The following is a 12,941-nucleotide window of genomic DNA, read 5'->3' as shown; positions in this document are numbered from 1 at the left end:
GCGGAGCCGGGGATTATGGGGCGAAAGGCTGCCCTGCCCTCGCCCACGCCGTGCGGCCCGTCGGGCGCAAAGTCGGCTATGCGGCGGGCTGCTGCTGGGTAATGCAGTGGATGCCGCCGCCGCCGCGAACGATGTCGAGCGCCGGAATCTGGATGACCTCACGGTCCGGAAAGGCCCGGCGCACGACCCGGAAAGCGTCGTCGTCGGCCGGATCCTCGAAGGCCGGCATGACGATGCCGCCGTTGGCGATGTACAGGTTCGTGTAGGACAGCGTCAGCCGCACGCCGTTCTCGTCGCGACGGGCCGGCTGGCGCACCGGAATCACCTCCAGTTCGCGGCCCTGGGCGTCGCGGGCGCGCTTCAGCCGGTCGAGATTGTCCTGGAATGCCTTGAAGTTGGCGTCGCCCGGGTCGTCGGTGGTGATCGCCATCACGACCCCCGGCTTCACGAAGAAGGCGATCTCGTCGATGTGCCCGTCCGTCTCGTCGTCCTGATACCCCTCACCGAGCCAGATGATCGTGGACACGCCGAGCTGGTCCTTCAACTGCCCCTCGACCTCCGCCTTGCTCAGGTTCGGATTGCGGTTGGGATTCAGAAGACACTGTTCGGTGGTCAGCAGCGTGCCCTGACCGTCGATGTGGAAGGAGCCCCCCTCCATCACCAGCGGCGCCTCGAACCGGCGCATTCCCAAATGCTCCAGAAGCAGGCGACCGACCTGTTTGTCCTTCTCGCAACCGGGATAGTTGCCGCCCCAGGCGTTGAAGCGCCAATGCACGCCGGCCACCAAGCCCTGGCCGTTGGTGACGAAGCTGGGGCCGGTGTCCCGGATCCAGGAGTCGCTGATGGGCAGCGGCAGAATCTCCACGCCGGGGCCGCAGGCGAGCGACGCGTCGGCAACATCGGCGGGATCGCAGACCATGGTCACCGGCTCGAACCGGCTGATCGCGCGGGCGACCTCGGTGTAGGCGGCGGTGGCGGCGTCGAAGGCCCCTTCGGGCCAGGTTTCCGGACGGCACGGCCATGCCATCCAGCAGCGCGCGTGCTGCTCCCACTCGCCCGGCATGGTGAAGCCTTCCGCCGCCGGTGTCGTCATCCCGAAGTCTCCCAACGATCCTGTAGAACGCCGGCCCTATTTCCTGGACCTGTGCGTCATTTGTCCCGGATCACCCTAACCATGGGAAAGCGGATTTGGCAACGGCCACCAGGGAGCCCGAAAGGGCTAGCGCTCGACCGCTCAGCGGCGGGAGGGCGGGCGGTCCGAATAGCGGCGGACAGAGGCCGCGAAAGGCATTGAAAAACCAAGACGAAGCATGGGGAACCATAAAAGCGCGCGCACGATGCGGCCTCTTTCGCTGTTGCAGATGATGACAAGATAGCAAGTACAACAGCCCGCGGCCACCCCCGGTAACGGGTATGGTCTCTGCCCTTCACCTTTGGGCAGGTACGGGGCGAAGCCGGTCAAACTGTTCGCAGGCGTGCTTTTGGGGATTGTTGGGCGAGAGGGACAGTTTGGGCATCCCCTATGCGGCTGGCGCATGGCAGTGATTGTGCGCCCTTGGGCGGATTGTGCCGAGGGCTTGGGCTGCACAATGGGACGTATGCATCCATTTCCGTTTAGCGGCAACGGCTTGATGCGCGTTGTTCGTGCGCGTCCATTGTGCACCGGATGCACAACGGTTTGTGCACGAATCAACAGGCGCTATGTCCGGAGGACATGGCGCGTGACGCCGTGCACGGGCTCTGGTGGTGCGAATGATTTGAGGCACAGGTGTAGCGTTGGCGTTTCGAGAGTAGCGGGACTCCGGAAACGGATCAAGACGCCCTATTCCCTCTCCCATCCCCGATGGGAGAGGGAGGGGCCCGCGCCGAAGGTGCGGGAGGGTGAGGGCAAGGTCAGCCCGAAAATCCAGGCAACGCAAGCGCAGGCTTCTCGGGGACACCTTGCCCTCACCCTCCCACCGCTTTGCGGTGGGCCCCTCCCTCTCCCGCCGGAGGCGGGCGAGGTTTTTATGCGGTGCTTGTGCAGATGCGGGGAGCGGGAAACGTCACCCGCCCTGCACCGCCATCTGCTCATCCTGCCGCTTTTGCCGTTCCTGCCGCGCCATCACGAGGCTGGCGATGAAGATGCCGGCGGAGACGACCAGGACCATCAGGGTCGCCAGCGCGTTGATCTGCGGGCTGATGCCGAACTTCACGCTGGAGAAGATGACCATCGGCAGCGTCGTGGAGCCCGGCCCCGAGACGAAGCTCGCCACCACCACGTCGTCGAGCGACAGGGTGAAGGCCAGCAGCCAGCCGGACACGATGGCCGGCGCGATGATCGGCAGCGTGATGACGAAGAACACCTTCGCCGGGCGCGCGCCCAGGTCCATCGCGGCCTCCTCCAGGCTTTCGTCCATGCTGACGAGGCGTGACTGGATGATGACGGCCACATAGGCCATGGTGAAGGTCGTGTGCGCGATGGTGATGGTGGTGACGCCGCGCCCGTCGGGCCAGCCGATGAATTGCTCCATCGCCACGAACAGCAGAAGCAGGGACAGGCCGGTGATGACGTCCGGCATGACCAGCGGGGCGGTGATCATGCCGCCGAACAGCGTACGTCCGCGGAACCGCCCGAAGCGCGCCAGCGCCAGCCCGGCGATGGTGCCCAGAACCATGGCGACCGTCGCCGACATGGCCGCGACCTCCAGCGACAGCCAAGCCGCGCCCAGAAGCTGGTCGTTGTGAAGCAGTTCCCCGTACCACTTCGTCGAAAAGCCGCCCCACACCGTGACCAGCCGCGACTCGTTGAAGGAATACACGACGAGCAGGATGATGGGCACGTACAGGAAGGCGAAGCCGAACCACAGCGCCCAGGCCAGGAACCCCATCCGCTTCATCGCTCGGCCTCCGCCTGACGGCCCTGAACATGTTGGAAGACCATGATCGGCACCACCAGGAACAGCAGCAGTGCGATCGCCACCGCCGAGGCCACCGGCCAGTCGCGGTTGGCGAAGAACTCGTTCCACAGCACGCGGCCGATCATCAGCGTGTCCGGCCCGCCCAGCAGTTCCGGAGTCACGAATTCGCCGACCGAGGGGATGAAGACCAGCAGCGACCCGGCAACGATGCCCGGCAGCGACAGCGGCAGCGTCACCGTCAGGAACGCCTTCCACGGGCGGCAGCCGAGGTCGGCCGCCGCCTCCAGCAGGGTCGGGTCCATCTTCTCCAGCGTCGCGTAGAGCGGCAGGACCATGAAGGGCAGATAGCAGTAGGTCATGCCGAGATAGACGGCCCAGTCGGAATACAGCAGTTCGAAGGGCTCGGTCGTCAGGCCGGTCCAACGCAGGACATTGTCCAGCACGCCGTTGGCCTTCAGGATGCCGATCCAGGCGTAGATGCGGATCAGGAAGCTGGTCCAGAAGGGCAGGATCACCAGCATCATCAGCGGCCCGCGCTTCGCCGGCTCCGCCCTGGCGATGGCGTAGGCCATGGGGTAGCCGAGAGCCAAGCAGCAGAGCGTGGTGACCAGCGCGATCTTGACCGAGTTGAGATAGGCCAGGACGTACAGATCGTCCCCGCCCAGCCGCAGGTAGTTCGTCAGGTTCAGCAGAAGCTGGAGCTTTGACGTGCCCGCGTCCTCGTCCACCAGCCATTGCACCAGCGGCGCGTAGGGGGGCTGGGCGATGATGGACTCCGACAGGCTGATGCCGAACACGATCAGGAACGGCACCAGGAAGAACAGCAGCAGCCACAGGTACGGAACGGCCAGCACGGCCCCCCGCCCCCACAGGCCGACCCGGCGCAGGAGGTTCATCATTGCGTCAGCACCACACCGGCAAAGGGCCGCCAGGTCAGGTAGACCTCGTCGTCCCAGGTGATGGGCATCTCGGTCCGCCGCACGACGTTGGGCGCTGTCACGCGCACCGTCTTGCCCGTCGTCAGCTCCACCAGATAGATGGACACGTCGCCAAGATAGGCGATCTCCCGCACGATCCCGGTGGCGAGGTTGCGCCCGTCGGCGCCCGGCGGCGGCTCCTTGCTGAGCGCGATCTTTTCCGGACGGACGGCGACGGCCACCGTGGCGCCCGCCGGCACCGCAACGGCGTGGTTGATGCAGAGGTCGCAGCCCGCGTCCTCCGACCGGATCAGCACATGGTCGGCCTGATCCTCCACCACCCTGCCCTCGAACATGTTCACGGAGCCGATGAATTCCGCGACAAAGCGGGACTGCGGGTATTCGTAGATCTCGGTCGGCGTACCGGTCTGGGCGATGACGCCGTGGTTCATGACGGCGATGCGGCTGGACATGGTCATCGCCTCCTCCTGGTCGTGGGTGACCACGATGAAGGTGACGCCCAGCTTTTCCTGGAGGTTGACCAGCTCGAACTGGGTCTGCTCGCGCAGGCGCTTGTCGAGCGCGCCCAGCGGCTCGTCCAGCAGCAGCAGCTTCGGCCGCTTGACGAGGGAGCGCGCCAGCGCCACGCGCTGCCGCTGCCCGCCGGAGAGCTGGTGCGGCCGGCGCTTCGCGAAGCGGCCGAGCTGGACCAGATCCAGCATGGCCCCCACCCGCTCCCGGATCTCGGCCTTCGGCACGTTGTCCTGCTTCAGGCCGAAGGCGACGTTCTGCTCCACCGTCATGTGGGGGAAGAGCGCGTAGGACTGGAACATCATGTTGACCGGCCGCTCGTAAGGCGGGATGCCGGCCATGTCGACGCCGTCGATGTAAATCTTGCCCTCGGTCGGCGTCTCGAATCCCGCCAGCATGCGCAGCAGGGTCGTCTTGCCGGAGCCCGACCCGCCGAGCAGCGCGAAGAACTCGCCCCGGTAGATGGACAGGCTGACGTCGTCCACGGCGACGAAATCGCCGAACGTCTTGGTCACCTTCTCGATGCGCACGTAGGGCGTCTGCGCGGGATCCTGCCAGGGTACCAAGCGCGTGGGCTTGCGGATCGGCTGGACGGCCATCGGGTCCTCTTCTCACGGGAACGCCCCGGCCGTTCCCGTTGTGGGACCGGCCGGGGCGCTTGGTGTGCGTGCTCTTGTCGGGACCAGCTTACTTGCCGGTCTTGACCTTCGTCCAGACGCGGGTGCGGGCGCGATCGGTGGACTGGCTGATCGGCTTCAGGGAGAACAGCTTCACCTTGCTGGTCTCCGGCAGGAAGACGGCCGGGTTGGACTTCACCGCCTCGTCGACGTTGGCCAGCGAGGCGGGGACGGCGTTCGCGTAGTTCACCTTGTTGGAGATGGCCGCGATGTTCGCCGGGTCGAGCACGAAGTTGATGTACTCGTAGGCACCGGCCTTGTTCGGGGCGTCGGCCGGGATGGCCAGCGTGTCCCACCAGACCTGCACGCCTTCCTTCGGGGTGACGTACTCGACCTTCACGCCGTTCTTGGCTTCCTCGGCGCGGGCGGCGCCCTGGATGGCGTCGCCGTTGTAGGACATCACGACGCAGGCATCGCCGGCCGCCAGGATGTTGATGTTGCCGCCGGTCACGAACTGCTTGATGTAGGGACGGACGGACATCAGCGTCTTCTCGGCCTTGTCCAGATCCTCCTTCTTCTGGGAGTTCGGATCGAGGCCGAGATAGTTCAGCACCGACGGGATCACGTCGATGGCGGAGTCCATGACGGTGATGCCGCAGGAGGCGACCTTCTTCGCCACCTCCGGCTTGAAGATCAGGTCCCAGCTGTCCAGCGGGACGTCGGGGGCGACGGCCTTGATCTTCTCCGGGATGATGGCGATGCCGACGGTGCCGCCGAGGTAGGGCACGGCGAACTTGTTGCCGGGGTCGGAGTTCTCCAGCAGCTTCAGAACCTTCGGATCGACGTTCTTCAGGTTCGGAATCTTCGACTTGTCGAGCGGGGCGACGACCTTCGCCTGGATCATGCGCGACAGGGTCGGCTCGGCCGTGGGAACGATCACGTCGTAGCCCGACTTGCCGACCAGCACCTTCTGCTCCAGAAGCTCAAGGCTGTCGTACAGGTCGACCTTGGTCTCGTAGCCCGTGGCCTTCGTGAAGTCGGCCAGCGTGGTCTCACCCAGATAGTCGTTCCAGATGTAGATGTTGACGGGCTTCTTGGCCTGGGCCATCGCCGGGCCGGCCAGAGCGACGGCGGCCACCGCGCCGATGAGGCTGAGAGCGAGTCGTTTCATCACAGAGTGCCCCCGAATTCTTTGTTGTTTCACAGGGGTGCGGCGCGCTCCGCACGGCGTCCCCAGCGCGGCCGTTATTGCACCCACGAAGGGGTGGGTTGTCAACGATTTGCGGGTGCGAAGATCCCTCTCCCGCCCCCTCTCAAGCCGGGGACGGAAGAGGGACGGAATCGGGTCACACGTTCAACAGCAGGTTCTCGCGTTCCCAGGAGCTGATCACACGGTGGTAGGCCTCGTACTCGGCCTCCTTCACGCAGGTCACGGCGTCCAGGAACTTCTCGCCCAGCACGTCCTTCAGCGGCTTGCAGGCGTTGAACTTCTGAAGCGCGTCGCCCTGGTGGCGGGGCAGCGTGAAGGCCAGACGGTAGGCGGAGCCCTTCACCGGATCCGTCGGCTCCAGCCCCTGCGCCATGCCGAGGTAGCCGCAGGCGAGCGACGCGGCGATGGCGAGGTAGGGGTTGGCGTCCGCCCCGGCGACGCGGTTCTCCACACGGCGCGAGTCGGCCGGCGAGACCGGCACGCGCAGGCCGGTGGTGCGGTTGTCGCGGCCCCAATGCACGTTGATCGGCGCATCGGAGTTCGGCACAAGCCGCCGGTAGGAGTTCACGTTCGGCGCCAGCAGGGGCATCGCGTAGGGCAGGTATTTCTGAAGACCGGCGATGTGCGCCATGAACAGCTTGCTGTCGCCGCCGTCGGCTTCGGAGAACAGGTTGCGGCCCGACTCTGCGTCCACCACCGACTGGTGGATGTGCATGGCGCTGCCCGGCTCGTTCTGCATGGGCTTGGCCATGAAGGTGGCGTAGACCTGATGGCGCAGCGCGGCCTCGCGCGCCGTGCGCTTGAACAGGAAAGCTTGGTCGGCCAACTCCAGCGCGTCGCCGTGGTTGAAGTTGATCTCGATCTGCGCGGCCCCGGCCTCGTGGGTCAGGGTGTCGATGTCGATGTCCTGCGCCTCGCAGAAGTCGTAGACCATCTCGAAGATCGGATCGAACTCGTTCACCGCGTCGATGCCGAAGGCCTGCCGCCCGCTCTCCACGCGGCCGTTGCGGCCGACCGGCGGCACCAGCGGGTAGTCGGGGTCCTTGTTGATCTGGACGAGGAAGAACTCCAGCTCCGGCGCCACCATGGGCTTCCAGCCGCGCTCCTCGTACAGGGATAGGACGCGCTTCAGCACGTGGCGGGGAGAGAAGTCCACCGGACTGCCGTCGGCGTAGACGCAGTCGGTGATGACCTGGGCGGTCGGCTCCTCGTACCAGGGGACGAAGCGGATCGTCCGCTCGTCCGGGATCATGTAGATGTCGGAATTCTCGTCCGAGGTGACGGTGTCGTCCTCCGGATACTCGCCGGTGACGGTCTGGACAAAGATCGCCTCGGGCAGGCGCAGGCCGCGGTCGCGCAGGATGCGCAGGAACTTTTCGGCCGGAACGATCTTGCCGCGCGCGATGCCCGACATGTCGGGCACGAGGCATTCCACTTCGGTGATGCGGTTCTTCTTGATGAAGTCTTCCATGAAACCCATGAACGTATGGACCGCACCGGACGGTGGGCAGCCCCTCCCTGCTGTGGATGTCGCCCCCTAATATGAGCGCGGACCGGCGGTTCGCGCCAGAGGGGAAGGTGGATCCTGTCCAGATGAACGTGTGGACGGCCATGCAGAGCCCACGGGGAGCCCACGGAGAGGTTGACGGGGCGGGGGTCCCTCCCCTACCTCGGCAGGGATGCCGAAGCCCTCCTACCTCCGGTCCTGGTACGCCGACACCGCGACTCCGCAGCCGCAGCACCCGGCGCTGGAGGGGGAGCTGTCGTGCGACGTCTGCGTGGTCGGCGGCGGCTACACCGGCCTGATGACGGCGCTGGAACTGGCCGAGCGCGGCTTCGACGTGGTGCTGCTGGAGGCGCAGCGCGTCGGCTGGGGCGCGTCAGGCCGCAACGGCGGGCAGATCATCACCGGCTACAACAAGCCGATGGCGACCATCGAACGCTGGGTCGGCAAGGAGGACGCGCGCCGCCTGTGGGACCTGGGCGAGGAGGCGAAGACGCTGCTGGCCGAACGGGTCGAGCGCCACCGCATCGCCTGCGACCTGACCTGGGGTTTCCTCTACGCCGCGGTGAAGCCGCGCCACATGGCGGACGTGGCGGAGCTGGAGCGGGAGATGCGCGGCGAGTATGGCTATGGGCAGGTCCGCGCGCTCGACCGCGACTCCGTGCGCGGGGTGGTAAACAGCGAGGCCTATGTCGGCGGCCTGTTCGACTCCGGCAGCGGCCACCTGCACCCGCTCAACTACGCGCTGGGACTCGCCGGGGCCGCCGCGAAGGCGGGGGTGCGCATCTTCGAGGACTCGCGCGTCACCGCCATCGACACCGGCGCGGAGCCGCGCGCGACCACGCCGAAGGGGACGGTGCGGGCGCGCTTTCTCGTGCTGGCCGGCAACGCCTATCTGGGGACGCTGGCGCCGCGGCTGTCCACGATGATCATGCCGGTCGCCACCTACCTGATCGCCACCGAGTCGCTGGGGGCGGAGACCGCCGCCTCCCTTCTGCCCGGCAACGCGGCGGTCAGCGACATGAATCTGGTGCTGAACTATTTCCGCCGTTCGGCCGACCATCGGCTGCTGTTCGGCGGCGGCGTCAGCTATTCGGGCATGGATCCGCCGGGGGTGCGGCAGACCATGCGTTCCAAGATGCTGGCCGTGTTCCCGCAGCTGCGCGGCGCGGCGGTGGAGTATTTCTGGGGCGGCCACGTCGCCATCACCATGAACCGCATGCCGCAGGTTGGACGCCTGTCACCGACGACCTGCTTCGCGCACGGCTATTCCGGGCACGGCGTGGCGCTGGCCGGCATGGCGGGCCGCGTGATGGCGGAGGCGATCCGCGGCACGGCGGAGCGATTCGACGTCTTCGCCCGCCTGCCCCATCAGGCCTTCCCCGGCGGACGGCGTTTCCGCACACCGGCGCTTGTCCTCGCGATGCTCTGGTTCCGGCTGCGGGATATGCTGTAGTCTCCGAACCACTGTCCCCACGGATTTCACGACGATGACCGACGCAACCGACACCGACTCCGGACCAGACCCGGCGACCGCCGCCGCGGCGCAGCCGTCCGAGGAAGCTGCGCCGGCGGCCCCCATGCGGGACACGCATTTCGACTTCGAGCACAAGATCTTCAGCATTTCGGGCGCCTTCTTCTGCCTGGATCCGGGCGCCAAGCAGCCCGTCCTGCACATTCTGCTGGGCGACCTGAAGGCGGCCCTGCCCTTCAACACGCTGAAAGAGTCCTTCGACATCAAGGAGGACAGCCACGACGCCCGCCTGCTGGAGATCGTGACCAAGGGCCTGAACTACGTGAAGCAGATCCGCCCCGGCGAGCAGATCCCGGGCGAGCTGCTGGACGGCCGCGCCTCCTGGTCGGTGGAGGACAAGCACCGCGCCATCGCCAAGGGGCGCCTGACGGTGCAGCTCGTCTCCTGGATCACCGGCAGCGAGATGATCGTGGTGGACGCCGACGAGCTGGAGCAGGTCGTCGAGGATCCGCAGACCAAGCAGCGCATGAAGACCGCCTTCGCGGAAATCGCCGCGAAGATGGGCCTGACGGACAATTACGAGCAGTTCCTGACCGACCGCATCGAGGATTTGACTCAGGAACTGTCCTACATCGAAGCGTTGCGCGACCGCTTCAACCACATTCGCGCCATCAGCGTGAATCTGACCAAGCTGGGCCAGCTCTACCGAACCGACCGCACCTTCTGCAGCGAGATCGCCCGCATGCAGGGTCTGATCCAGAAGCCGATCAAGGGCTATGACGCGATCTTCGAACAGGCGGACGCGCAGACCGGCGAAGTCGTCGGCGCGCTGCGCTCCTTCGACACCACCGTCCGCTTCATCCGCAAGATCCGCGACGATCTGCGCGCCAAGCTGCTGGAGTGGGAGGAACTGCTCCAGGCCTGGGACAGCACGCCCATCGAGAAATCGCCGGCCGTCGAGCAGTTGCAGAAGCAGACCTACCGCTTCCTCGCCAACCGCTACATCGAGACGAAGGTCTGGGAGCGGAAATAGCTTCTCCCGCCTGTTCTCAGGCGCCCGGCTCGCGCAGCAGGGCACCCTGGCGCAGCAACTCCCGTTGCACCGCCCCGACCGCGATGTCGCGCGACCGCTCCTGCCTTTGCGCCGCCATGGCCGCACAGACGCCGGCCGCCTGCCCCGTCGCCATGCAGGTGGGCGTGACGCGGTAGGAGGAATGGGCCTCGTGGCTGCCGGAAATGCAGCGGCCGGCCACCAGAAGATTGTCCACCCCCTTGGGCAGCAGCGCGCGCATCGGCACCTCGTACCATTCGCCTGAGGGCACGCGCTTCAGCACCGTGCCCTGCCCGGTCGGGCTGTGGATGTCCACGGGGTAGGTGCCGCGCGCGATGGCGTCGTCGAACTTGGCCGCGCCAAGCACATCGTCCGCCGTCATGGCGTAGTCGCCGACGATCCGCCGCGTCTCGCGGACGCCGATCCCGGTGCCGGTCTGGCAGTTGTAGGCCTGGGCGAATCCGGGGACATATTTGCGCAGGAAGGCGGCGATCTGCGCGACCTGCCGGTGGCTTTCCCACTCCGCGCGGGTCAGGTCGAAAACGTCGGTGCCGAGCACGCCGGTCACCCGCGTGCAGTTCAGCGCGATCTCGCCGGGGTGGGTCGTGGCGAAGAACAGGATGTCCTCGCGCGTCAGGGTCAGGTCGCCGTTGGCCGTGGCCTTGGACACGAAGTCCCACAGGCCATGGACGCCGCGCCACTGGGTCGGGTTCTGCGTGACGAAGCTGGAAAAGGCGTCGTGGTCGAAGCCGACCATGCGGAACATTAGCGTCATGGGCTGAGTCAGGCCGTCTTCCTCCCGCCCGACCTCGTAGGCGCAGCCGGCCAGCGCCGCGATGTCGCCGTCGCCGGTGCAGTCCACGATGCAGTCCGCCTCGATCACCACGGGGCCGGATTTCGTTTCGAACACGACGGCGTTCGGCCGCCCCTCCTCGCCCAGGACGGTGGAGGCGAAGGCGTGCAGCAGCACCGTCACGCCCGCCTCGTCCAGGATCTCCTGCGCCGTGACCTTCAGCACTTCCGGGTCGAAGGGGACGGTGAAGCCGGTGTCCGGGGACGGCGGGATGGCGCCCATGCTCGCGTAAAGGCGCCCCAGGAAGACCGCCAGCGCCCCGCCCACAACGGGTTCGCCGGGGCCGTGGTCCTGCGGCATCAGGCGGGTGTTGTCGACCACCGCGACCGAGCCGCGCTGGGTGTAGAAGCTCATCCAGGGCATCACCAGCGCCACCGTGGCGTTGCCGCCGAGGAAGCCGTAGCGCTCCACCAGGATCGTGTCGGCGCCGGCCTGCGCCGCGCCGATGGCGGCGCCGAGACCAGCCGGCCCGCCACCGACCACGAGCACCTGGCAGCGCCCCACGCGTGTGGCCCGGCGTGGCGGCAGCGTGACGGTTTCCGGATGGGTGGGTCGTTTCAGGACAGGCACGGCTTTCTCCTTCTTGGGCGCTTCGTCACTCCCCTCGCCCATCTCCGATGGGAGAGGGAGGGGCCCGCGCTGAAAGCGCGGGAGGGTGAGGGCAAGGTTTCATCGAGAATCCTGCGCTCGCGTTGCCCGGATTCTCGGGCTGACCTTGCCCTCACCCTCCCATGGCTTCGCCATGGGTCCCTCCCTCTCCCGCCAGGGGCGGGAGAGGGGAATTGCGCACTGCCTGGACGGCGAGCGGGGCGGTGCGGCGGGCGCGGTCTTGCAGGACGGGGAGCCGGTCGCGCAGCAGCGATTTCTGCTCCGCGCGGTGGTCCCACAGCCGGTCGAGGTCGGCGAGAAAGGTGCCGGCCGTGGTGTGGGAGGCCATCGCGCGCGGTTCCAGCCCCAGCATGGTGAGGAAATCATAGACCTTCGAGGCGTAAGGCAGCGCGATCAGCGGCGTGCCGGTGATCGCGGCGAAGATCAGGAAATGCAGCCGCATGCCCACGGCCATCTCCAGATGCTGCATCAGCCCGATGATCTGGCGCGGCGAATAGCTGTATTTCAGCAGGTGCGCGCGTTCCGGCAGGGCCATGCGGCCCATGACGCGGTGCGCCTCCCGCACGTCGGCGCGCTCCATGGGCACGAAGACGACATCGGCGCCGAACCGCTCGATTATGTAGTCCGCCGCCTCGGCCAGAAGCTGGTGGTAGGTCGATTCCGACAGGTCCGGCGCCGCCGCGCCCTGCTCGCGCACCGACAGGCCGACGAGGGGGCGGTTGCGGGGGATGCCCGCCTCCGCCAGCATGGCGTCGGTGAAGGGCTCCGGAGTCAGCAGCAGGGCCGGGTCGGAGGTGACCGTCACTGGGACATGCACGCCGATCTCCTCGATCAGGCGCTTGGCGCTGGGTTCGCGGACGGTGATCCCGGCCATGCGGTCCAGCCCGTCGCGGACGGCGTCCCGCTCCACCCGGTCCTTCAGCGGGCCGACGCCGATGGCGAAGGTGTAGGTGGGGATGCCCAGCCGCTGTGCGATGGTGACCTCGCGCAGGTAGGTCTGCGCCTCGCTGTCGTAGAGGATTCCGCCGCCGCCGAGCAGCAGCAGGTCCAGCCGCTCCACCTCCGGCGTAATCTCGTCGCGGGTGGCCTCGCGCGGGTTCAGCACGCGGTCCACCGTATGGTTCTCGCGGGTGTGCGGGGCGTTGCGGGTGAAGACGACCACCTCGACATCCGGAACCGTCGCGCGCAGTTGTTCGACCGCGGCGGTGAGAATCGCCTCGTCGCCCAGGTTGAGTCCTCCGTAGGACCCCGAAATTCCAATGACCGTCATCCGCG

General features: G+C 67.0%; 10 protein-coding genes. 2 read left to right on the top strand and 8 right to left on the bottom strand.

Features of this window, described 5'->3' with window-relative positions; genetic code table 11:
• Nucleotides 1-76: 76 nt before the first annotated feature.
• From ACSVC7_RS14360 to ACSVC7_RS14335, 6 genes are all read right to left on the bottom strand, one after another.
• Nucleotides 77-1,093 carry an agmatine deiminase family protein gene (locus ACSVC7_RS14360; protein ID WP_448205018.1) on the bottom strand — a complete coding sequence of 339 codons (1,017 nt, stop codon included), beginning with the start codon at nucleotides 1,091-1,093 and terminating at the stop codon, nucleotides 77-79.
• A 952-nt stretch (nucleotides 1,094-2,045) separates the two neighbouring features.
• The gene (locus tag ACSVC7_RS14355; protein WP_448205017.1) at nucleotides 2,046-2,879 is read right to left on the bottom strand and encodes an ABC transporter permease subunit; all 834 of its coding nucleotides are present in this window, start codon (nucleotides 2,877-2,879) and stop codon (nucleotides 2,046-2,048) included.
• Nucleotides 2,876-3,799: an ABC transporter permease subunit gene (locus tag ACSVC7_RS14350; RefSeq protein ID WP_448205016.1), complete on the bottom strand. Its 924-nt coding sequence runs from the start codon at nucleotides 3,797-3,799 to the stop codon at nucleotides 2,876-2,878. The genes ACSVC7_RS14355 and ACSVC7_RS14350 overlap by 4 nt, the downstream gene beginning before the upstream one ends.
• Nucleotides 3,796-4,947: an ABC transporter ATP-binding protein gene (locus ACSVC7_RS14345; RefSeq protein ID WP_448205015.1), complete on the bottom strand. Its 1,152-nt coding sequence runs from the start codon at nucleotides 4,945-4,947 to the stop codon at nucleotides 3,796-3,798. The genes ACSVC7_RS14350 and ACSVC7_RS14345 overlap by 4 nt, the downstream gene beginning before the upstream one ends.
• Nucleotides 4,948-5,035: 88 nt before the next feature.
• Nucleotides 5,036-6,136 carry an extracellular solute-binding protein gene (locus ACSVC7_RS14340; protein ID WP_448205014.1) on the bottom strand — a complete coding sequence of 367 codons (1,101 nt, stop codon included), beginning with the start codon at nucleotides 6,134-6,136 and terminating at the stop codon, nucleotides 5,036-5,038.
• Nucleotides 6,137-6,311: 175 nt separating this feature from the next.
• Nucleotides 6,312-7,655 carry a glutamine synthetase family protein gene (locus tag ACSVC7_RS14335; RefSeq protein ID WP_448205013.1) on the bottom strand — a complete coding sequence of 448 codons (1,344 nt, stop codon included), beginning with the start codon at nucleotides 7,653-7,655 and terminating at the stop codon, nucleotides 6,312-6,314.
• Between the two features lie 199 nt (nucleotides 7,656-7,854).
• Here ACSVC7_RS14335 and ACSVC7_RS14330 point away from each other — a divergent pair, with 199 nt between their 5' ends.
• A complete protein-coding gene (locus ACSVC7_RS14330; RefSeq protein ID WP_448205012.1) occupies nucleotides 7,855-9,135 on the top strand; it encodes an NAD(P)/FAD-dependent oxidoreductase in 1,281 nt (426 codons plus the stop codon).
• Nucleotides 9,136-9,169: 34 nt separating this feature from the next.
• Nucleotides 9,170-10,186, top strand: coding sequence for a hypothetical protein (locus tag ACSVC7_RS14325; protein WP_448205011.1), 1,017 nt, complete (start codon nucleotides 9,170-9,172; stop codon nucleotides 10,184-10,186).
• A 16-nt stretch (nucleotides 10,187-10,202) separates the two neighbouring features.
• Here ACSVC7_RS14325 and ACSVC7_RS14320 read toward each other — a convergent pair whose 3' ends face one another.
• Both ACSVC7_RS14320 and ACSVC7_RS14315 read right to left on the bottom strand, forming a co-directional pair.
• Entirely contained in the window at nucleotides 10,203-11,627 is a 1,425-nt protein-coding gene (locus ACSVC7_RS14320; protein WP_448205010.1) for an FAD-dependent oxidoreductase, read from the bottom strand.
• Nucleotides 11,628-11,778: 151 nt separating this feature from the next.
• Entirely contained in the window at nucleotides 11,779-12,936 is a 1,158-nt protein-coding gene (locus tag ACSVC7_RS14315; protein WP_448205009.1) for a polysaccharide pyruvyl transferase family protein, read from the bottom strand.
• Between the last annotated feature and the right edge of the window lie 5 nt (nucleotides 12,937-12,941).

Source organism: Azospirillum mesophilum (assembly GCF_053470405.2).
The sequence above is the reverse complement of the archived record's forward strand: the minus strand, read 5'-3'. Positions and strand labels throughout refer to the sequence as shown.